We start from the raw sequence: 21,344 nt of genomic DNA on the forward strand, positions 1-21,344 counted from the left end.
AACCCGCTGCGGACACAGGGAAGAGGGACACACGTGATCAGGGTGCTGCTCGCCGACGACGAGGCGATGATCCGCGCCGGGGTGCGGGCGATCCTGCGCAGCGACCCGGAGATCGACGTGGTGGCCGAGGCCGCGGACGGCCGCGAGGCCGTGGATCTGGTGCTCTCCCACCGCCCCGACGTGGCGCTGCTGGACATCCGGATGCCCCGGATGGACGGCCTCGCCGCCACGGCGGAGATCCGCAGGGTCGCGCCCGGGACCGCCGTGGTCATCCTCACCACCTTCGGGGAGGACAGCTACATCTCCCAGGCGCTCGGCGGCGGCGCCAGCGGCTTCCTGCTCAAGGCCGGCGACCCGCGCGAGCTGATCGCCGGGGTGCACGCGGTCGCCGACGGCGGCGCCTACCTGTCCCCCCAGGTGGCGCGCCAGGTCATCGCCCGGTTTGGCGGGCCCCGGGCCGCCCGGGAGGCGGCGGCCGTCGCCCGGGTCGAGGAGCTCACCCAGCGCGAGCGCGAGGTGCTGGCCCTGGTGGGGGCGGGCCTGTCCAACGCCGACATCGCCGACCGGCTGTTCCTCGTGGAGGGCACCGTCAAGAGCTACGTCAGCGCCATCCTCAACCGGCTGGAGATGCGCAACAGGGTGCAGGCGGCCATCCTCGCCCACGAGGCCGGACTCGTGGACACCTCCGCCACCTGACCCGGTGCCGGGCGGACCCGCCGCGATGGGGGAGACTGGGGAGTATGGACGACGCGTGGCTGGAAGCCGCCTGGCGCGGACTCGCCGGGGACGGACCCGAGGCGGTGGCGGTCGGCGCCGAACTCCTGGGCCGCTGGAACGAGCCGCACCGCCGCTACCACACGCCCGCCCACCTGGAGGCCGTGCTGCGCGCGGTCGACCTGCTGCTCCTCGAGGAGAGGGTGCGCGACGCCGACCTGGTGCGCTACGCGGTCTGGTTCCACGACGCCGTCTACGAGGGGGTCCCGGGCCGCGACGAGCGCGAGAGCGCGGGGCTCGCCGAGCGGCTGCTGCCTCTGACGGGGATGGGGACCGCGCGGGTCCGCGAGGTCGTGCGCCTGGTCGGGGTGACCGCGGCGCACCGGCCGGGCAGGTGGGACGCCGACGGCGCGGTGCTCTGCGACGCCGACCTGTCGGTGCTGGCCGCCCCGGCCGACGAGTACCTGGCCTACGCCACGGCGGTGCGCGCCGAGTACCGGCACGTTCCCGACGGGGACTTCCGCGCGGGCCGGACCGCGGTGCTGCGGTCGCTGCTGGAGGCGCCGCGCCTGTTCCACACCCCGGCCGGGCGGGCGCGCTGGGAGGCGCGGGCCCGGGTGAACGTGCTCGCCGAACTCGACCGGCTGAACGCCCCGCCCCCGGTGGAGCCGCCCCCGCCCTGAACCGGCCCTGTCAGGCCGTGCCGGTCAGCCGGACGGCCTTGGGCCGCCGCAGCCCGGACGCGCGCAGGCGCGTGACCAGCTCGCGCCCGCTGACGTGCTCGGCGCCCAGTTCCAGGGCCCGGGCGTGCAGGTGCTCGGGGATGTCGTAGTGGTCGCGTTCGAACGCCCGCGGGTCCACCCCGAGCGCACGGGCGAAGGCGTGCAGCTCCTCGTAGGAGCTGTCGCTGACCAGGTGCGCGAACAGCCAGCCGCGCGGCCCCGGCCAGACCGGGGTGTCGATGAGAACGCTCATCCGGAAACTGTAGGGCCTGTCCGGGCGGGACCGGTGCGGCCCGTCGCCGCCCCGGTCCCGCTCCCTCCGACCCGCCTCAGGCGCCCAGCCCCCCGTCCACGGGCACGATCGCGCCCGTCACCATCGAGGCCCGGTCGCTGAGGAGCCACGCGGCCCGGCCGCCTGGAACCCGCGTGGGTCGAGCCCTCGGGCGGTGCCCGGTCAGGGCCGCCCGGTCACCGGGGCGCTCACCGGGCGCCAGGGCACGGGGCTGGACATGACCATGGTGCTGGAGGGGCGGCCGTGCTCGGCGAGCCTGTCGATGACCTCCTCGAAGTGCTCCATGGAGCGGACCGCGATGAGCAGGACGCAGCAGTCGTCGCCGGTCACCCGGTGCACCTGGAGGATCTCCGGCATCTCCAGCGACGCCTGGTCGCGCAGCAGGCAGTGCGCGCCGAAGCACTCCATGCGCACCAGGGCGGTCACGGGCAGTCCGGCCGCGGCCGGGTCCACGTGCGCGTGGTAGCCGGTGATCACCCCGCGGTCGGTCAGGCGCCGTACGCGGTCGGCGACGGCGGGCGCGGACAGGTTCACCCGGCGGGACAGTTCGTTGAAGGACAGGCGCCCGTCCTGTTGGAGTTCGGCGAGGATGCGCTGGTCAACGCTGTCCAGCGGGGTTGCCAACCGTGAGGCCATGCTTTGCGTTCCCAAAGTCGAGAGTCACAACGACTTACGAATGCTAGGCCAATGTCCCCTTCGCGTGCCTGTTGGCCCTTCCTGTCCGGGGTGCGGGTGCCCGATGATGTCACCTCACGCGCCCGGCGGCCGTGCGCGGGGGCGGACCCCTCCGCCCGCGGCGCCGAGGACGCGCCGCCGTACACGCGATCGCGACAAGGGGTTTCGCATGCTCACCACGACCGCCCAGCAGTGTCCGTACGCCGGTGGCCCCGGCGGGACCGAGGCGGCCCGGAGCGCCGGGGACGACAGCCCGACCCTGTCCTTCGACCGCGCGACCCCCTACGTCGACTACGCCGGTATCGACACCCTGCTGTCCCTGCAGAAGCCGCGCACGGCCGAGCCCGCCGAGCCCTCGTTCATCATCGCCACCCAGGTCATGGAGCTGCTGTTCGCCCTGGTGCGGGAGCGCTGGGAGGCCGCACGCGACGCCCTGGAGGCCGACGACGTACCCGAGGCCCTGGCCTGGCTGCGCCGCGCCCGCAACGCCCAGGACGTGCTCAACGACTCCTGGGGCCTGCTCGCCGACATGACGCCCACCGAGTTCAACCGCTTCCGCGACTCCTTCGGCGAGGCCTCGGGCTTCCAGTCCTACGGCTACCGCAAGCTGGAGTTCCTGCTCGGCAACAAGTCCGCCGCCATGATCCGCCCGCACAAGGCCATGGACGGCGTCGCCGACGACCTCACCGCCATGCTGGAGCGGCCCGGGCTCTACGACGCGGCGCTGCGGCTGCTGCACCGCCGCGGCCTGCCCGTCCCCGAGGACCGCGTCGAGCGCGACTGGACCCTGTCCTACGAGGCCAGCCCCGGCGTGGAGGAGGCCTGGAAGGCCGTCTACGCCCACGACGTGCCCGGCAACGAGCTGTTCCTGCTGGCCGAGGCACTGCTCGACGTCGCCGAGCGGGTCACCCGGTGGCGCCAGCGGCACCTGGTCGCGGTCAAGCGCACCCTGGGCGGCAGACCCGGCAGCGGCGGCTCCAACGGCCTGAGGTGGCTGGCGCGCAACGCCGAGCAGGACGTCTTCCCCGAGCTGTGGTCCCTCCGCAGTACCGTCTGACCCGTTCCCACCCGCCGTCACGAGGAAGCAGGACCCCGATGACCCCCGCCACCCGCGCGGACTGCGCCGCACTCGACGCGGCCGACCCCCTCGCCCCCTTCCGGGAGGAGTTCGTCCTCCCCGAGGGTGTGGTCTACCTGGACGGCAACTCGCTGGGCGCGCTGCCGCGCTCCACCCCCGGCCGGGTCGCCGACATGATCGAACGCGAGTGGGGGCGCGACCTCATCCGCAGCTGGAACGACGCCGGGTGGTGGGACAAGCCGCGCACCCTGGGCGCCAAGGTCGCGCCGCTGGTCGGCGCGGCGGCCGACGAGGTGGTCGTCGGCGACGGGACCTCGGCCAACCTGTTCAAGACCCTGGTCGCGGCGCTGCGCATGTCCGACCGCTCGGTGGTGCTGGGCGAGGCGGGCAACTTCCCCACCGACCTGTACGTCGCCGAGGGGGCGGCCTCGCTGACGGGGGCGACGCAGAGGCGCGTGGACCCCGACGGCCCCGAGCTGGCCCGGGACCTGGAGCGGGGCGACGTCGCGGTCCTGCTGCTCAGCCACGTGGACTACCGCAGCGGCACCCTGCGCGACATGCCCGGCATCACCCGCTTGGCCCACGAGCACGGCGCCCTGGTGGTCTGGGACCTGTGCCACAGCGCGGGCGCGGTCCCCGTCGACCTGTCCGGCAGCGGCGCCGACTTCGCGGTGGGGTGCACCTACAAGTACCTCAACGCGGGCCCGGGCGCCCCCGCGTTCCTGTACGCCGCCCGCCGTCACCACGCCGTGGCCGACCAGCCCCTGAGCGGCTGGCACGGCCACGCACGCCCCTTCGACTTCACCGCGGACTACGAGCCCGCCGAGGGGGTGTCGCGCTTCCTGAGCGGTTCGCAGCCGCTGGTGGCCGACGCCGCCCTGGAGGCGAGCCTGGACGTGTGGGCGCGGGCGGACATGGGCCTGGTGCGCGCCAAGAGCCTGGCCATGACCGACCTGTTCCTGGAGCGCGCGGCCCGGGCGGGGATCTCCTCGATCACCCCGGCCGAGCACGCGCGGCGCGGCAGTCAGGTGGCCCTGGTGCAGCCGGAGGAGGGCGCCGGGTACCCGATCGTGCAGGCGCTCATCGCGCGCGGTGTGATCGGGGACTTCCGCGCCCCCGACGTCATGCGGTTCGGGTTCACTCCGCTCTACCTGCGCTACGTGGACGTGTGGGACGCCGCACAGGCCCTGCTGGAGGTCGTGGAGACGGGGGAGTGGCGCCAGGAGCGCTTCTCCCGCCGAGGCCAGGTGACCTGAGGCCCGGAGGCCCGGCCCAGGGCCGGGCCTCCGCCCCGTCGCGGCGGCCGCTCCCGTCGGCCGGGCAACCTTCCGGGACTCCTTTGCCCGTGCCCGGAGTCGTCCGGGGTCGAGCTGACTGTTCCCGAATGTGTGGTTTGCGTGGCCTTGACCACGTTCGTTGGCGTCCGGCGTCCGCCGCCGCGCCCCGTGGTCCGCGGCTCCCCGTACGGCCCCGTGCCGCTTCGCGACCGCCCGCGGGCGGGTGGAGCCGAGACTATGACGAGGGCCACGGAAAAGCCCGTCCGTTGCTCCGGGACGGTCCGTAAATCCCCTGCCACCGGGGCTTTTCGCGTTTTCGGTCCCCTGCGCGCCCCGTTTCGTAACGTATTGCGAGAGACACGCAAAGTCATTTTACCTCTGCGGCTTGCGCGCTTTGCCTAAACATGGGTTAGTGTCCTCGTGATCGGTTCGTTATTGCTGTTTGACGAACCGATGCCGAGCCCTTGACCGGCCGAGAGCCGCAAGGGAGTCGAGACCTCTTTCCCCGGGAACAGGGCCGCGCGAATCCACGCGCCTGCGCCAGCGGAGAAGCCGAATCCCATCGGTACATCCCGTTCCCGCCCGCCACTCGCCGCCAGCGACGCGGGAGAACCCTGCCTTGACCACGCCCTCGCGGGGGCGCACCGAGCGTGCCCGCATGCCGGGCGAGTCATGCCCGCGGTCTTCTCGGCCCTGTCGTCAACCTGGCTTCCTACTTATGAGCAACGACACTCCCATTCAGCACGGCGAAGTTACCGCGACCTACTTCTGGGACGACGGTTCCGGCATCAACGGGGACACAGGAGCCCCCGCGAGCGGAGAACCCATGCAGAAGGGGCTTTTCTCCAGCCCCAGTTGGCCGCTCGGCACCGAGGGCTATGTCGTCTACGAGGGCAAGAAAGCCGAGTTCTTCATCGGCGACCGGGGTCCGGGCGCCCCCTCCGAGGGTTGTGACGTCCTCCTCGACATGGACGGCAAGACCTTCGCCGAGATCACGGGCGAGACCTGGAACGACAGCAACTACACCGTCAGCGGCGGCAACGGCCACCTCGAGGTGGAGTACTACATCACCGAGTGGGGCGACGGCGCGGGCACCGAGGGCGCACCGCACCCCTTCCAGCAGCCGGGCAACAAGTGCGAGGACGCGGTCTCCCCGATCCCCGAGGACGCTCTTCCCGAGGAGGAGACCGAGGAGCCCGCCGAGGAGAGCGCGCAGAAGACCGAGGAGAGCGAGGAGCCCGCCCCGAAGAAGGCCGAGGGCGAGCCCGAGCAGAGCGCCGAGGAGGAGCAGCCCGAGGAGGGCGCCGCCGAGGACGGGGGCGAGGACGGTGATGGCGGCGTGACCGCCGAGACCGCGGCCAACGACCTCTCCGGCTTCCAGCTCATGGGCTCCGACGGCGTCATCAGCGGCACCGGGCTGCTGGCCCTGGCCCTCATCCCGGCCGTGCTGCTCGCCGTGTTCTTCGCCTGGACCCGCCGTCCGGCCGGCGCCCACGCCGGGGCAGAGGACGACGGAGGAAGCCTGACGGACGCGAGCAACGGCCGCCACAGCCTGGGCACGCGGCTGAACTCCGTGATCGACAGGCTGCGCGGCGGGCGCTGACCCGCACCGGGACGGCCCGCCGGCCGGAACACGGGTTCCGGCGCACCGCGGGGGCCGCGGCCGACCGGCCGCGGCCCCCGTTCGCGTCCGCGGCACGGAGGTCCGCACCGGCAGGTCCGCCGTTCAGGCCTCCCGCGGCCCGTGGACCGGGGCCAGGTGCCGGTCCACGAGGCGCACCGGCTCCGTCGAGGGGAGTGGAGGAGCCGGGGCGGATCGCTCATCGGTGCGCTTCATGTCTTGAATATGAGGTGAATCACCCCATATTGTCGAGAAGTCCATCCGGATACTGGACGAACTGCCCAGTAGTGCGGTGCGGCGGCCCGGATGTTCTCCGTCGATGATCGTGTGAGCGGTATGAGGTAAGTATGGCCGTGCAGCTGGACGACACCGACCGTCGCATCATCTCCCTGCTCCGCGGCGACGGGCGCATGTCCATCCGCGCGGTCGCCGAGCAGGCGCACATCTCCCGTGCCAACGCCTACTCGCGCCTCGAACGCCTGCGCTCGGAGGGCGTCATCCGCGGCTTCACCGCCGTCATCGACCCGGAGAAGTACGGCACCGCCCTGTCGGCCTACGTGTCCGTGCGCATCGAACAGCACTCCTGGGAACGCTTCCGCGGCTACCTGCGCGACATCCCCGAGGTCGACCACGCCGCACTCGTCTCCGGGGACGTGGACCTGCTCCTGCTGGTCCGCGTCGCCGACGCCGCGGCCCTGCGCACCTTCGTGCTCGAACGCCTCCAGCGCATCCCCGAGGTCAAGAGCACGCAGACCATGTTCATCCTCGACGAGCCCCCGCTCTAGACGGGGGCGGGGCGGGGAAAAGGCCACCGTCCCGGGAAGTGGCCCTTGGGGCGGCGCGGGGGAGGCTCCTAGTCTGGGCCCCATGCCTGAGTACCGCGTGGTCGACGCCTTCACCGACCGGCCCCTGGCCGGGAACCCCGCCGCCGTCCTCGTCCTGGACGAGGCCTACCCCGACGACTGGGCCCAGGGTGTGGCCGCCGAGTTCAACCTGTCCGAGACCGCCTTCGCCCGGCCCGTGCACGAGTCCGGCGCCGACTACGAGCTGCGCTGGTTCACCCCCACCGTCGAGGTCGACCTGTGCGGGCACGCCACCCTGGCCACCGCGCACACCCTGTCCGAACTCGGGGTCCCCGGCCCCTACCGCTTCACCACCCGCAGCGGCGTCCTCACCGTCACCGAGCGGGACGGGCGGATGTGGATGGACTTCCCCGCCGCGTGGCCCAAGCGCGTCGAGGAGCCCGAGGGACTGGCCGAGGCCCTGGGCTCGCGCCCCCTGTGGACCGGCCTGGGCCTCGGCGGCCAGGACCTGATGGTCGAGCTCGCCGACGAGGACGCCGTGCGCGGGCTGTCGCCCGACATCGCCGCGCTGGGGCGGATGCCGTACCACCTGGTCATCGTCACCGCCCGGGCCGACGAGGGCCCCGACTTCGTCTCCCGCGTCTTCGGCCCCAACGTCGGCGTGCCCGAGGACCCGGTCACCGGCAGGGCGCACACCGTGCTCACCCCGTTCTGGGCCGACCGCCTGGGCCGCAGTGAGCTGAGTGCCCACCAGGCCTCCGCGCGCGGGGGCGACCTGCTGGTGGAGGAGCGCAACGGGCGCGTACTGATCGGCGGCGAGGCGGTCACCGTGGCCACCGGCACGCTGCTCCTCTAGGTTCCGGCCGGGCCCCGCGCACCGCCCCGGGCGCGGGGACGGAGGAATCCGGGTTTCCCCCTCACGGAGGCCCGAGTTCCGGTAGAACTGGTCCGAGGCACCTCCCCACCCCTCCCGGGGAGGTGCCCGCCGCGGCCCCTCCGGCACACCCCCTTGGTATCGGGGGGCCGCGGCGCACCCCCCGGAAGACCGGCCCCGCCGCCCCAGCGGGGCCGGTCCTCTCCGGCGGACGGCCATCGTCGCCGACGGAGCCGTCCCACCGGCGCTCCCCGCGTCCACTCCCGGACCGGGAGCCCGCGTCGGGGTGCCGCCCGCCCGGGCGGGCGGGACCGCGGGGTTCAGGGCGCGCTGAACCCCCAGGTCCTCGCCCGGGCGCGCGGCGACCGGAACACCTGGTGCGCTCGTCCACGGGCCCTCACAGCGGATCCGCGCAGCACCCCCCGGGGACGGGACCCGCCCCCAGACAGGACCGCTCCCTCACCCCGCCCGGGACAGCAGGAGCGAGGAGTTCTGCCCGCCGAAGGCGAAGGAGTTCGACAGGGCCAGTCCCTCGGGCATCGGCTGCGGGTCCCCCAGGAGCAGGTTGAGGTCGATGTCGGGATCCACGTCGTCCTTGCTCACGTTCAGGGTGGGGACGGCCACGCCCCTGTCAAGGCTGAGCAGGCACACGATCGCCTCCAGCGCGCCCGCCGCTCCGAGCGGATGGCCGTAGTACGACTTGGTCGACGACACCAGCGGCCGGTGCGGGAACAGGGACGCGATCGCCGACGCCTCCGTCCGGTCGTTGAGCTGCGTCGACGTGCCGTGCGCGTTGACGTATCCGACCTCGGACACCCTGTGGTCGGACCTCGGCGAGAACAGCCCCGCCATCGCACGGGTGACCCCGTCCAGGTCGGGGGCGAGCAGCGAACCCGCGTCCGAGGTGCCGTGGTAGCCCACCACCTCGCCGAGGACGGGCGCGCCCCGCCGCCGCGCGTGCTCCCACGACTCCAGGACGAGGACCCCCGCGCCCTCGGCCATCACGAACCCCGAGCGGTTCCCGGAGAAGGGCACCGACGCGCCGTCGGGATCGGACGAGGACGTCATGGCGCCCAGCTTCCTGAACGGTTCGAGGACCTGGTCGATGACACAGGCCTCGGCGCCTCCGGCGACGGCCACTTCCAGATCGCCCGCGCGCACCCTCCGGAACGCCTCGCCGATCGCCACGCTGCCCGAGGCGCACGCGGAGGCGTAGCTGAGCGCCTCGCCCCGCAGCCCGAACTCGATGGAGATGTTCGCCGCGATCATGTTCATGAGCCCCTTGGGCACGATCAGGGGGGAGATCTCCCGCACCCCGTGGACGGCCCCGTCACCGAACTCGGAGGCGAGGGTCTGCACGCCGCCGATCGAGCTGCCCATGAACAGGCCCGCCCCGTGGAGCACCTCGGGCAGATCGAGCAGGCCAGCACCGGTCAGGGCCTCCTTCGAGGCGCGCAGCGCCAGGCGGGTGACCCGGTCGGTGTGGCGGCGGACGCGGGTGGGGAACCCCTCCTCCCAACCGTCGGGCACCCGGGCGACGAGGGTCACACCCTCGATGTCCGGTTCGGTGAAGTTCGTCCTTCCGTTGAGCAGCGATCCCCAGAACTCCTCCGTGTCAGCGCCGATCGGGCTCACCACGCCGGTACCGGTCACCACGACGCGTCGTTTCGTTTCGGACACCATCAACTCCTTCTCAGGCGGGATCGCGACCTGATGAGGACGACCGCGAAGAGCACGAGCACGGTCGAGCAGGTCAGGGCGAACGGCAGATAGGACGTGCTCGCGGGGACGAAGGTGACGAAGGTGGACATGATCCGGTCGAAGAACGCCCGGACCACGGCCGAGGCGGCGAACGCGGTCAGAGCGACGAGCGACACGACCAGGGGGACCGTGTAGCCGAACACCGCCCGGTTGAGGACGCCGGGCGAGTAGCCGTTCATCCGCATGATCCGGACGAACTCGCCCTGGGTGGCGAAGGTGAAGCGGTAGATGGACAGGAGCATGATGGCCAGAAGGGCCACCGCGATACCGATGAGCAGCGACACCTGGATGTTGATGATCTCGACGATGCTCTCCCCGGAGGAGGCGATGCTCTCCCGCAAGACCGAGGGGACCGCGTCGTGCAGGTCGGGATGGCGCGACCCGGTGAACGCGACCGGGACGGACGGGGCCCGCGTCCCGGAGTCCTCGATCCGCTGGTCCTCGGGGACGTAGACCAGCGCGGAGGTCGCGTTGTCGGTGACGGCGCCGACCTCCAGCGTGTACTCGGCCTCGCCCTCGATGTCGGTGAACCGGAGCTCGCTGCCCTCGCCCACCCCGTACTTGTCGGCGAACGCCTCGGTGACGGTGGGTTCGTCCACCTCACCGAAGAAGCGCGAGTCCGACGGTACGGAGAACACCATCTGCGCGACGTGCTCGTCGTCGTACAGGGTGGTGAGCCGGGCGAGTTCGTCCTCGTCCCTTTCCAGGCCCGCTTCGGCCACGGCGTCCGACAGCACGTACATGTACTCGTAGTCGGTGTCCGTTTCGAGCATCGCCACGTACTCGTCCACCGAGATCTTCAGCATGAACGAGAAGTTCACGAAGAGGCTGACGATCAGTACGAGCGCGACCAGGGACAGCGGCTCCCGGGGGTTGCGCAGGGCCTTGACCAGCCGTAGCCGCAGCCCGAAGTCGGGGATGAACCGCAGCCCCGAGGTGGACACGCGGGGCTCCCGGCGTGCCCTGCGGCGCCGGCGGGGCCTTCGGTGGACCATCCGGTAGCAGGCGTAGTCCACGAGGAGCAGCACGGCGAGGGTGACCAGGGAGACGGCGAGCAGCACCGGGACGTCGACCGAGAGCGGCGGATAGTTGTAGAGCCTGCCGTTGATCGACATGATCGGTGTCGCCGCCACCGCCATCAGGGCCGTGCACACGATCCAGGCCGCGACGAGTGTGAGCACCGTCTCGACCCGGTAGTGCCCGCGCAGGTGGGAGGCGAGCCCGAGCCGCTCGAAGGTGGCGATGTCGCGCTGTTCCCTCCTGCGCGTCTCGAAGTGGTACACGGACACCAGGGCGACGATGATGGCCGTGAAGATGACGAAGATGAGCGCGGCCAGGTCGCGCGGGGCGGCGGAGTCCCCGATGACCTGCTGGATCCGGGAGTTGTTGTCCGAGTCGCGTATGAGTGAGGGAGCGTACTCGTCGATGACGGACGCGACGTCGGTGCGCTCGTCGAAGGAGAACTGCCGGGTCGCCTCGTCGAGGAACTCCGCGTCGAAGGTGTCGCCGGTGACGAACGCCATGCCGAAATCGTCCGCGTTCGGCTGGAGGACCAGTTCGCTGCTCTTGGTGGTCATGTAGTCGGGTGCGGTCGCGAAGCCGACCACTTCGAGGTCGAGGGGCCCGACGGTGACGCGGTCGCCGATCTCCAGCCCGTGGGCGTTGGCGTACTGCTCGTCGAGCAGCACGTCGTCGTCGGCCTCCAGGTCCCGTCCGGCCACCACCGCGTGCAGGTTGACCGACTCCCGGGGAGGGAACAGCCGCAGCGTGGAGTCGTCCGGTCCCGGCACGTCGGCGCTGAGCACCGACTCCACTCCGTCGGCCACCTCACCCCGTACCCGCTCCCCGTCGTCGGCGACGAGGAAGTACCCCTCCTCCTGGTTGTTCTCCTGGGCGAAGCGTTCGAGGTCGCCGAGCACGCTCGTGGACGCCACGAAGAAGGAGTTGCTCAGGGTGAACCCGATGACCGTGATGAGGAAGAGCGTCACGAGTTCGGGCCAGTTGCGTTTCGCTCGTCGCCGCACCCGCTTGCGCAGCGTGTCGCGGAGGGCGGGGCTCACCATGCGACCGACGAGGCGTTCACGGGGGCCAGGCCCCGGTCGTCGGAGGCGACGCGGCCGTCGTGCAGGCGCACGACCTGGTGGGAGATCCCCGTGACCAGCTCGTTGTGCGTGATCATCACGATGGTGACACCGAACCGCAGGGTCAGGTCCTGGAGCACCGAGAAGACCTCGCGGGTCGACACCGTGTCGAGCGCTCCCGTGGGCTCGTCGCAGAACAGGATCGCGCACTCCTTGTTGAGCGCCCTCAGGATCGCGCACTTCTGCCGCTGGCCGCCGGAGCACTCACCGGGGAAGCTGTCCACCACGCCGCGCAGGTCCCAGCTGTCGATGAGCTCGTCCACCTTCGGGATGAGCGGCCGGTCGAGCACGATGTTCTCGTGGAGCGTCAGGTCCCCGACCAGGTTGTACTCCTGGAAGACGAACGCGATCTCGTCGCGGCGGAAGCGGTCGACCTCCCGGCGTGACAGGGAGTGGACGTCGCGGTCGGCGACGGTGACGGTGCCGGAGTCGATCCCCTCCAGGCCGGACAGGCAGTTGAGGAGTGTGGACTTCCCGGACCCGGACGGGCCGAGGATGGTGCAGAGCGTCGCCTCCTCGATCTTCAGGGACACCCCCTTGAGCACGGTGGTGCCGTGCTCCCCGCCGACGGGGAACGACTTGACCAGGTTCTCCGCCGCGATCACGAGGCGCCCTCCGCCCGCCGCACGAGCAGGAAGTACGAGTAGTACATGCTGTCCGCCGGAACGATCTCCTCCACGGCCAGGCCGGCCTCCGAGAGCTGGTCCTGGAGTGTGCTCCAGTAGGCCACCGACCGGAAGTCCGACAGCACGCGGTTGAGGAGGGCCTCGGCCTTGACCAGGGAGTTGCCCACACCGGACAGGTAGAGCTGGATGCCCGGCACCGGGGAGGTCGAGCGCACGAGGACCTCCTGGACGTCCTCGAAGTCGGGGAAGTACTGGCCGATGACGTAGGTGCCCGTCGGCGACAGGACCTCACGGACCCTGCGGAAGAACGGGACGCGCTCCTCCTCGGGCATGTAGAAGATCATGAAGCTGCTCAGGACCATGTCGAAGCGGTCGGTGGTGTCGTGGTCGGTGAACCGGACCGATTCCACGCGTGTGTTCGGATGGCCGGACAGCCGCTCGCGTGTGGCGTCGGCGACCTTCACCTGGGGTTCCAGGCCGACCATCCGGGCGGTGGGCAGAGTGGAGAGCACCGAGCTCATGTGCAGGCCGTCACCGCAGCCGATGTCCAGGACGGACGCGGGGGAGAGGCGGCGGCAGAGCCGTTCGAACGAGCGCTTCGTGTAGAGCTCGTAGGCCAGGGCCCCGAGGTCGGAGTAGAACTTCTCGGAGAAGGAGGGCGCGACCTGGGCGTCGAACCTCATGCCCTCCAGTTCGAGGATGTACCGGCTGAGGACGATCAGGTAGCGCACGTCCGGCCGGTGGAGCGGCCCGGACTCCCCGTCCGCCTCGGCCTTGCGGATGAGCCCTCGGACGAACACGTAGTCCTTCTCGGCCTCGGCGCGCGGGCGCGTGGCCGAGTCGCCGCCGAAGCCGGGGAAGCCGGTGGTGTAGGCGGGTTCGGGGACGACGGCGCCGTCCACCCGTGCGGCGACGCCCAGTTCCAGGGCGAGCCGGAGGAAGTCGTCGAGGATCCGGGGGTCGGTGTCCGGGCGCGCGGACAGGTCGCCGTCGGGGAACTCCCGGTCCATGAGGGTGAGCACGATGTGCCGGAGGAACCCCTGGAGCTTGGACAGGAGGAGGAGCTGGAGCAGGGGGCCGCCGCGCAGGCCCAGCCCGTTCGCCGCCGCCAGCGCCGCGCGGACGACGGGCGTCTGCCGGGAGCGGAGCGCCAGGTTGTGCCGCCTGAGGGCGATCTCGCTGTGCCTCATCGGGCGGCCTCCAGCTCGTTCAGGGCCTTGAAGGTCACCTCGAGGTCCTCCTCGGTGTGCAGGCGGGACAGGAAGAAGCGGAGCCTGGCCTCGTCCTCCCGGACCGCCGGGTGCAGGATGGGCGCCACGTTGATGCCGCTGACGTGCAGCTGTTCGGAGAACCTCAGGGCGAGGGCGGAGTCGCCGGTGATGAGCGGGACCACGGGCGTGCCCCCGCTCTTGCCCGTGTTCAGGCCCATGTCCCTCAGGGTGTCGAGGAAGCGCTGGGAGATCCCGTGCAGCTCGTCGATCCAGTGGGGGTTCTCCTGGCACAGGCGGATCGACTCCAGGGCCGCCGCGGTGTTGGCGGGGGTCATACCCACGCTGAAGACGAAGCCGGGGAGGTTGTAGCGCAGGTACTCGACGAACCCGCGGCTTCCGGCGATGTAGCCCCCGCAGCTGTTGAAGGCCTTGCTGAGGGTGCCCATGTGGATGTCGACGCGGCGCGGGTCGACACCGAAGTGGCTGGCCACGCCGCGGCCCGCGCGCCCCACGGTGCCGATCGAGTGGGCTTCGTCGATCATGAGGAAGGCGTCGTGGTGCTCCTTGATCCGCAGCAGCTCCGGCAGGGGGCACAGGTCGCCGTCCATGCTGTAGACGCCCTCGACGACGATGACGACGTTGCGGAACCTGGGGCGCAGCCGTGCCAGCTCCTGCTCCAGGTTCTCCATGTCGTTGTGCTTGAAGGGCTTGCGCTTGGCGTCGGAGAGCAGCGCGCCCTGGATGAGGCTGTTGTGGGCCAGGGAGTCGTGGAGGATCAGGTCGTCCTCACCGAACAGGTTCCCGAGGACGTTGACGTTGGTGCTGTGCCCGCCGACCTGCACGAGCGCGTCGTCCACGCCGATGAAGTCGGCGATCGTGCGCTCCAGCTCCCCGTGGAGACCGATCTCGCCGCCGATGAGCCTGCTCGCCGAGACCGAGGTCCCGTGCTCCGCGACGGCGTCGTCGACGGCCTTGCGGATACGGGGGTGGCCGTTGGTGCCGAGGTAGTTGTAGCTGGAGTAGTTCACGAACGTGCGGGCGCCGACACTGATCGTGTTCGCGGCGATCCCGCGGTAGGCGGCGAAGTAGGGCAGGTCCTCCTGTCCGCGGAGGAAGTCCCCGAACTGGACGATCTTCTCCATCCGTGCGATGCCCTCGGGAGCCGCGGGGGCGTCCGCCGGAGTGTCCTCGACCAGCGCGTGCAGACGGAGTTCGAGGTCGGCGTAGGTGATGTCGTCCTGGAAGTCCTCCCACGGGTCGATCGAGCGGATCTGGGGGTAGTTCTTGGCGAGGCTGGAGACGAGGTCCATGATCATGATCGAGTCGAACCCGAGGTCGTCGATCATGAGTTTTCCGGGGTCGATTTCGTGGGTTTCGTACGAGGCTATTTCGGCGACGGTCTTGAGCAGATCGTTGCTCATGTTACTCGTGTGGCTCATGGGGGCTCCAAGTCGTTCTTCACGGCTTCTGAGACACGTGTTCGTGAATGTGTTCCGCTGCTGACGCCGCCCCGTCGACTCCGGAGAGGAGTTCGCGGAGGGCCCGTGCGCGGGAACGGGTGCGGGGGTCGGTGAGGACCTTCTCCACGGCATTGCGGAAAGAGGTTCCGGAAACGTCCTTGGGGGAGATGGCGACGGCGTTTCCGAAGCGGACGCAGTCCGCCACGTTCCACCGCTGCTCCATCTGCAGGCCGATTCCGACGAAGGGTTTTCCGGTCGTGACCGCGGTCTGCACGGTTCCCTCGCCCCCGTGGATCACGGAGGCGTCGATGAGGTCGCCGAGCAGGTGTGCGGGGAGGAGGTCGCGCACGTGGATGTTGTCCGCGACCTGGGGGAGGTCGCTCTCCTTCAGGTAGGAGGCGACGGGGGCGATGACGGTGACGGGCATCCGGGAGAGCTCGGTGAGGACCCGGAGCACCACCTCCCGGTTCCCGGAACTGCCCATGGCGAAGTAGACCACCGGGCGCTTCGCCCGCGCCGAGGCCTCGGCGACGCGGACCACGTCCGGAGGGATCTCCCGGTCGATCCGGGCGAAGACCGGGCCGACCAGGCGGTAGTTCGCGGGCATCCGGTAGGGGCGCAGGTAGCAGGAGAGGGAGGTGATCAGGTTGAGGTCGGCGTCGAGCGCCTGGATGGTGCGACCGGGCAGCCTGACCCCGTGCTCGCGCGCGACTGCCCGGAAGGCCGCGGGCTTGTAGGTGGTCACCCGGGCGGCCTCCCGCAGGAGCGCGGCGGCGCCGGTGTTGACCGCCCGGGGGAGCGGGCCGCCCCCTTCGACGAGCGGCAGCGACCGCGTCTGGAGGATGTGGGGCCAGCTGTAGGCGAAGGGCTTGACGTAGACGAGCGGTACGCCGGCGGCACGGGCGGAGACGAACTGGCTGAGCGTCGTGCCGATCACGACCGCCGCCGGGCGGAGAGTGCCGATGAGGGCGAGTTCACTGGCGACGCGGGTGCGGAGCATCGCGGCGGTGAAGGGGTGCCGGACCGCCTTCCCCTGGTCGACGCGGATCAGCTGGTCCGCGTCCTCGTCGGTCAGCGCGGGGGCCAGGCGGTGAAACGTGAACCCGGCCTCTTCAATGAGGCCGGAGTATCTTTCGGAATACCCGGAAAAGACGCATTCATATGTTTCACGGAGGTGTTTCGCCACCTCGATGGACCGGGTTGTCTCCGCGAGATTGAATGTCTCGGGGGCGAACAATATAACGCGCACCAGTAAACGCACCTAAGCAAAATTTATGGGACGTCCATGAAAGTAGCATTGGCGAATATAAGCGTCAAATGTGACGCGTATCACACTAAAAGTCTCATGTTTTGGAGGGCCAGGTGGGGAAGGCGTGGGGCAGGGGCGTTGCGTCGAGCCGGTGCGTGTTCCCTGGTGAAGGTTTTCCGTCCTCGGGGTGGAGGAATCGGTGGATTCACGTTCTGCTGTCACTTCTTGCAGTATTTCGACCACGAAGAGAAATGTTGGATTCGCGTTTCTCTCTTTTCTTCGGTCATGTTGCGCGCTTGTTACCGCGGGGCGGCTTCACTGTGCCACTGCCGGGGTGCGGGGGTGTTCGCGCCGGTGCGCCGCCGGGCGGCGGGTGGGAGCGCGGAGTTCGGGGCGCGCCGATTCCCCGGTTCCCGTCCCACCGTTCGGCCACCAAAGCTCCTGTCGCGCGTCCCACGGGGGCGAGGCGCCCGGGCGGGTCCGCCCTCGGAGGGTCCGGAGGCGGGCGGGGCGCGTGGTGTCCACGCCGGACGGACGGGTAGGGGCGGCCAGGGCTCCGAACAGGGCGGACGCGGTTGTCCACAGGTCCTCTGCGGCGAATCCGCCCAACGCCTAACCTGGCCGGAGCAGAGGAAACGACGTCTGGGGGACAGCGATGACGGGACGGTACGGGGGAGGCCAGGGGCGCCGGTACGGGGGCGGCGGGGGCCGCGGCGGCGGGCGCGGGCCCGAGCCCGAGCCGATCCGCGGAGTCCGCGACGAGGCCCGGCTCTCCGAGGAGCTCCTGCGCATGGACGGCGCCTCCTACGGCCGCTACAAGACACTCAGGGGCGACTGGGACTTCGGCGACTTCACCCTGACCGTGCAGCGGGTCCAGGCCGACCCCTTCGCACCGCCCTCGCGGGTGCGCGTGCTCATCCCGGACGCCGGCATCCCCAAGAGCGCCTGGGGCGACCCGGTGCGCCGCCGCGCCACCGCCGACTACCTGGGGCGGCGTGCCCGTCGGCTCCTGCGCGGATCGCTGCTCAGGATCGACACCGGCGGCCAGGAGGTGATCGAACGCTCCTCCTGCCAGCTCACCGACGGCGGCATCGACCTGCGCGTCGGCATCGACCTGCCCGGCCACGGCCGCCGCATCGACGGACGCACCGCCGAGCGGGAGCTGTGCCGCACCCTGCCCGGCCTGGTGGACGACCTGGACTGGGAGGAGATCGACGCCGAGGAGGCCGCGGCCTTCGCCGACACCGTCGCCGACACGGTCGCCCTGCGCTCCCAGCTGGAGGAGAGGGGCCTGGTGGCCTTCGTCGCGGACGGCGCCGTGCTGCCCCGGCGCAGCGGTGTCAGCGACGAGCCCATGACCGGCGGCGCCGTACCCTTCGCCTCCCCCGAGGGCCTGCGGGTCAGCGTCGACCTGCCGCACCGGGGCACGGTGAGCGGCATGGGCGTGCCCGAGGGCATCACCCTCATCGTCGGCGGCGGCTTCCACGGCAAGTCCACCCTGCTGCACGCCCTGGAGCGCGGCGTCTACGACCACGTTCCCGGCGACGGCCGCGAACTGGTGGTGACCAGGGGAGACGCCGTCAAGATCCGCGCGGAGGAGGGCCGCAGGGTCGAACGCGTGGACGTGAGCCCCTTCGTGCGCAACCTGCCCACCGGGGCCGACACGAGCGACTTCCGCACCGAGAACGCCTCCGGGTCCACCTCGCAGGCTGCCAACATCTGCGAGGCGGTCGAGGCGGGGGCGCGCGCCCTGCTGGTGGACGAGGACTCCACCGCCACCAACCTGATGATCCGCGACGAGCGCATGCAGGCCCTCGTGCACGGCGACCGGGAGCCCCTGGTCCCCTTCATCGACCTCGTCCGGCCCCTGCGCCGCGAGCACGGGGTGTCCACGGTCCTGGTCATGGGCGGCAGCGGCGACTACTTCGACGTCGCCGACCACGTCATCATGCTCGACGCCTACCACCCGCACGACGTCACCGAACGGGCCCGCGAACTCGCCCACGAGCGCGTGGACGCGGACTTCGCCCTGCCGCGCCCCCGCGTGGTCGATCCCGCCTCCGTGGACGACGGCACCTCGCGGGGCCGGGGCCGGATCAAGCGCCGCGACATGGACGTGCTGGTGTTCGGCGAACACGACGTCGACGTGCGCGCGGTGGAGCAGTTCGTCGACCCCGGGCAGATCACCGGTGCCGGGCTGGCCCTGCGCGAGCTGGTCGCCGGGCGCCACCTGGACGGCGGCCGCACCCTCGCCGAGGCGCTCGACTCCCTGGAGGAGGCCCTGGACAGGAGGGGCGTCACCCTGCTGGGCTCCGACTTCGGCGGCGACTACGCCCTGCCACGCCGCTTCGAGGTCGCCGCCGTCCTCAACCGGCTGCGCTCGCTGCTGGTGGCCGACCTGCACTGAGCCGCGGGGGCGGGGCCGGGGTGTGGCGGTCCTCTCATGCCCCGGTTGCAGGAAGCTCCCTCCACCGGTCGGGGTTGGTAGGGGTGTGGGTGAGCGTCCTCGCACGGCTCCACCGGCCGGGGTTCCCTTTCCGCGCCGGCCGGTGGCGGTGGTGCCGTGGGGCGTGAGCGCCCTCGCACGGCTCGGTCGGTGGGCTGGTGGGTCGGTATTCTGGAGAAGCAGGGCACAGCCTCCCAGGCGGTGCGAATCGGGCCTCCCCGGCCGTACCCCGGCGCCCGACCGCCGCGCGAGCGCGGCCCTGTGATCCCGACCAGTTTTGGAGACGAGAACCCGGTGCGTGATTCCGCAGATCTGTACGAACTCCACCCAGGCTTCGAGGATGTCGCCGGCCTGGCGATGCTGGTCTGTCTGGACGGCTTCGTGGACGCCGGACACGCCGGGCGCCAGCTGATCACGTCGCTGTTCGAGCGGTTCACCGCGGAGGAGGTCGCGACCTTCGACGCCGACCGCCTCGTGGACTACCGCTCGCGCCGTCCGACGATGACCTTCGTCGAGAACACCTGGACCGCCTACGACGCGCCCAAGATCGCCCTGTACCGGCTGCACGACGACGAGGGCGCCCCCTTCCTGGTCCTGCACGGCCCGGAGCCGGACCGCGAGTGGGAGGCCTTCGTCGCCGCCGTGGGCCGCCTCGTCGACCACTTCTCCGTCACGCTGTCCGTCAGCGTCCACGGCATCCCCATGGCGGTCCCGCACACCCGGCCGGTCACGGTCACCCCGCACTCCACCCGCCCCGAGCTGGTCGAGGGGCACACCCCGTGGATCGGCCGCGTCGAGGTGCCCGGCAGCGCCACCTCACTGCTGGAGTACCGGCTCGGCGAGCGGGGCCACGACTTCGTGGGCTACGCCGTCCACGTGCCCAGCTACCTGGCCCAGGCCCAGTACCCGCGCGCGGCCATCGCCGCCGCCGAGTACGTGGCCGGGGCCACCGGCCTGGCCCTGGCCACCACGGAGATGGAGGAGGTCGCCGCGGCGACCGACGTCGACATCGCCGAACAGGTCATGGCCTCCGAGGAGATCCAGCGCGTCGTGGCCAACCTGGAGCGCCAGTACGACGACATCATGTCCTCGCGGACCGACCCCGAGGAGCGTCCCACGCTCCCGCTGGCCGACGACGACGCCCAGCTGCCCACCGCCGACGAGCTCGGCGCCGAACTCGAACGCTTCCTCGCCGAGCGCGAGGGCGAGGGAAACGGATGACCGTGTTCTACCAGATGCTCTTCCGCTCGGTCCTGCGCCACATGGACGCGGAGAAGGTCCACAGGCTCAGTTTCGCCGCGCTGCGCGGCGTGACCTCCCTGCCCGCGGTGGCCTCCGCCATGAACGGTGTGCTCGGGCCGCGCGAGCCGGAGCTGACCGTGCACGCCCTCGGGCAGGAGTTCCCCGGTCCGCTGGGGCTCGCGGCCGGTTTCGACAAGAACGCGGAGAGCCCCTCCGGGCTGGCGGCGCTCGGCTTCGGCTTCGTGGAGGTGGGCACCGTCACCGCCCAGCCCCAGCCGGGCAACCCGCGGCCGCGCCTGTCCCGGCTGGTGGCCGACCGCGCGATCGTCAACCGCATGGGCTTCAACAACGAGGGGTCGGCCCTGGTCGCCGAACGCCTCCACCACCGGCGCGGCGGCCGCCGTCCCGTGCTCGGCGTCAACATCGGCAAGACCAAGGTCACGCCTGAGGAGGAGGCCCCCGCCGACTACGCCCTCAGCGCCCGGCGCCTGGCCCGCTACGCCGACTACCTGGTGGTCAACGTCAGCTCGCCCAACACCCCCGGGCTGCGCAACCTCCAGGGCGTGGAGCGGCTGCGCCCGCTCCTGGCCGCCGTGCGCGAGGCCATGGCCGAGGCCGGTCGCCCGGACCTGCCCCTCCTGGTGAAGATCGCCCCCGACCTCGCCGACGAGGACGTCGACGCCGTCGCCGACCTCGCGCTGGCCGAGGGGCTCGACGGCATCATCGCCACCAACACCACCATCTCCCGTGAGGGCCTGACCAGCCCCGCGGCACAGGTGGAGGCGGCCGGTGCGGGCGGCCTGTCCGGCGCCCCCCTCAAACGGCGCTCCCTGGAGGTGCTGCGCCGCCTGCGCGCCCGTGTGGGCGACCGGGTGACCCTGATCGCCGTCGGCGGCATCGAGACGCCCCTGGACGCCTGGTTCCGTATCCGGGCGGGGGCCAGCCTCGTGCAGGGCTACACCGGCCTCATCTACGGCGGTCCCCTCTGGCCCCGCCGCATCAACCGCGGCCTCGCCCGGCTGGTGCGGGCCTCGGGCCACCGTTCCATCAACGAGGTCGTCGGGGCCGACGTCCCCGCCCCGGTTGCCCCGGCGGCCGACACCGGGCAGGGGGCGGACCCCGCCGAGGCCACCGCCAAGGGCTGAGCCCGCC

The 21,344-nt window shown here is 71.3% G+C and carries 18 protein-coding genes; 10 read left to right on the plus strand and 8 right to left on the minus strand.

The genetic code is table 11. The annotated features are described in order from the left end of the window. Window positions 1-33: 33 nt before the first annotated feature. Window positions 34-696 carry a response regulator transcription factor gene (locus tag G011_RS0101860; RefSeq protein WP_013151833.1) on the plus strand — a complete coding sequence of 221 codons (663 nt, stop codon included), beginning with the start codon at window positions 34-36 and terminating at the stop codon, window positions 694-696. Between the two features lie 44 nt (window positions 697-740). Continuing rightward, window positions 741-1,397 carry a metal-dependent phosphohydrolase gene (locus tag G011_RS0101865; protein WP_019606967.1) on the plus strand — a complete coding sequence of 219 codons (657 nt, stop codon included), beginning with the start codon at window positions 741-743 and terminating at the stop codon, window positions 1,395-1,397. Between the two features lie 10 nt (window positions 1,398-1,407). On the opposite strand, the gene G011_RS0101870 is transcribed toward G011_RS0101865, so the two are convergent. Both G011_RS0101870 and G011_RS0101875 read right to left on the minus strand, forming a co-directional pair. Beyond that, the gene (locus G011_RS0101870; protein ID WP_019606968.1) at window positions 1,408-1,689 is read right to left on the minus strand and encodes a DUF4031 domain-containing protein; all 282 of its coding nucleotides are present in this window, start codon (window positions 1,687-1,689) and stop codon (window positions 1,408-1,410) included. Window positions 1,690-1,890: 201 nt separating this feature from the next. Further along, the gene (locus tag G011_RS0101875) at window positions 1,891-2,364 is read right to left on the minus strand and encodes an Lrp/AsnC family transcriptional regulator (RefSeq protein ID WP_019606969.1); all 474 of its coding nucleotides are present in this window, start codon (window positions 2,362-2,364) and stop codon (window positions 1,891-1,893) included. A 208-nt stretch (window positions 2,365-2,572) separates the two neighbouring features. Here G011_RS0101875 and G011_RS0101880 point away from each other — a divergent pair, with 208 nt between their 5' ends. The 5 genes from G011_RS0101880 to G011_RS0101900 all read left to right on the plus strand — a co-directional run bounded on the left by G011_RS0101880 (window position 2,573) and on the right by G011_RS0101900 (window position 8,038). Beyond that, window positions 2,573-3,460 (plus strand): tryptophan 2,3-dioxygenase, encoded by an 888-nt coding sequence (locus tag G011_RS0101880; protein WP_019606970.1) that lies wholly within the window; start codon window positions 2,573-2,575, stop codon window positions 3,458-3,460. A 38-nt stretch (window positions 3,461-3,498) separates the two neighbouring features. After that, window positions 3,499-4,737 (plus strand): kynureninase, encoded by a 1,239-nt coding sequence (gene kynU / locus G011_RS0101885; protein ID WP_019606971.1) that lies wholly within the window; start codon window positions 3,499-3,501, stop codon window positions 4,735-4,737. 739 nt (window positions 4,738-5,476) lie between these two features. After that, window positions 5,477-6,361, plus strand: a complete 885-nt coding sequence (locus tag G011_RS0101890; RefSeq protein ID WP_026337929.1) for a hypothetical protein — start codon at window positions 5,477-5,479, stop codon at window positions 6,359-6,361. Between the two features lie 365 nt (window positions 6,362-6,726). Beyond that, complete coding sequence (locus G011_RS0101895; RefSeq protein WP_013151840.1) at window positions 6,727-7,164, plus strand: Lrp/AsnC family transcriptional regulator; 438 nt, start codon at window positions 6,727-6,729, stop codon at window positions 7,162-7,164. Between the two features lie 82 nt (window positions 7,165-7,246). Further along, window positions 7,247-8,038 carry a PhzF family phenazine biosynthesis protein gene (locus tag G011_RS0101900; RefSeq protein ID WP_019606973.1) on the plus strand — a complete coding sequence of 264 codons (792 nt, stop codon included), beginning with the start codon at window positions 7,247-7,249 and terminating at the stop codon, window positions 8,036-8,038. Window positions 8,039-8,515: 477 nt separating this feature from the next. Here the strand turns inward: G011_RS0101900 and G011_RS0101905 are convergent, their stop codons facing one another. From G011_RS0101905 to G011_RS0101930, 6 genes are read right to left on the minus strand one after another with little or no spacing between them, the layout of a single operon-like run. After that, window positions 8,516-9,739 (minus strand): beta-ketoacyl synthase, encoded by a 1,224-nt coding sequence (locus G011_RS0101905; protein WP_019606974.1) that lies wholly within the window; start codon window positions 9,737-9,739, stop codon window positions 8,516-8,518. Beyond that, window positions 9,739-11,880 carry an ABC transporter permease gene (locus G011_RS0101910; protein WP_019606975.1) on the minus strand — a complete coding sequence of 714 codons (2,142 nt, stop codon included), beginning with the start codon at window positions 11,878-11,880 and terminating at the stop codon, window positions 9,739-9,741. Before G011_RS0101910 ends, G011_RS0101905 begins: the two co-directional genes overlap by 1 nt. Further along, window positions 11,874-12,563: an ABC transporter ATP-binding protein gene (locus G011_RS0101915; RefSeq protein WP_019606976.1), complete on the minus strand. Its 690-nt coding sequence runs from the start codon at window positions 12,561-12,563 to the stop codon at window positions 11,874-11,876. Before G011_RS0101915 ends, G011_RS0101910 begins: the two co-directional genes overlap by 7 nt. Continuing rightward, a complete protein-coding gene (locus G011_RS32830) occupies window positions 12,560-13,774 on the minus strand; it encodes a cyclopropane-fatty-acyl-phospholipid synthase family protein (protein WP_019606977.1) in 1,215 nt (404 codons plus the stop codon). Before G011_RS32830 ends, G011_RS0101915 begins: the two co-directional genes overlap by 4 nt. Beyond that, window positions 13,771-15,234, minus strand: coding sequence for an aminotransferase class I/II-fold pyridoxal phosphate-dependent enzyme (locus tag G011_RS0101925; RefSeq protein ID WP_026337930.1), 1,464 nt, complete (start codon window positions 15,232-15,234; stop codon window positions 13,771-13,773). The genes G011_RS32830 and G011_RS0101925 overlap by 4 nt, the downstream gene beginning before the upstream one ends. A gap of 19 nt (window positions 15,235-15,253) precedes the next feature. Then, a complete protein-coding gene (locus G011_RS0101930) occupies window positions 15,254-16,441 on the minus strand; it encodes a glycosyltransferase (protein ID WP_369756844.1) in 1,188 nt (395 codons plus the stop codon). Window positions 16,442-17,159: 718 nt separating this feature from the next. Between G011_RS0101930 and G011_RS0101935 the strand changes: the two genes are divergently transcribed. The 3 genes from G011_RS0101935 (at window position 17,160) to G011_RS0101945 (ending at window position 21,337) form a co-directional block, all read left to right on the plus strand. Beyond that, window positions 17,160-18,911: an ATPase gene (locus G011_RS0101935; RefSeq protein WP_019606980.1), complete on the plus strand. Its 1,752-nt coding sequence runs from the start codon at window positions 17,160-17,162 to the stop codon at window positions 18,909-18,911. A 333-nt stretch (window positions 18,912-19,244) separates the two neighbouring features. After that, window positions 19,245-20,171 (plus strand): proteasome assembly chaperone family protein, encoded by a 927-nt coding sequence (locus G011_RS0101940; RefSeq protein WP_026337932.1) that lies wholly within the window; start codon window positions 19,245-19,247, stop codon window positions 20,169-20,171. Beyond that, window positions 20,168-21,337 carry a quinone-dependent dihydroorotate dehydrogenase gene (locus G011_RS0101945; protein ID WP_019606982.1) on the plus strand — a complete coding sequence of 390 codons (1,170 nt, stop codon included), beginning with the start codon at window positions 20,168-20,170 and terminating at the stop codon, window positions 21,335-21,337. Before G011_RS0101940 ends, G011_RS0101945 begins: the two co-directional genes overlap by 4 nt. Window positions 21,338-21,344 lie beyond the last annotated feature (7 nt).

This window comes from Nocardiopsis sp. CNS-639 (genome assembly GCF_000381685.1).
In the GTDB taxonomy this organism is placed as follows: domain Bacteria; phylum Actinomycetota; class Actinomycetes; order Streptosporangiales; family Streptosporangiaceae; genus Nocardiopsis; species Nocardiopsis dassonvillei.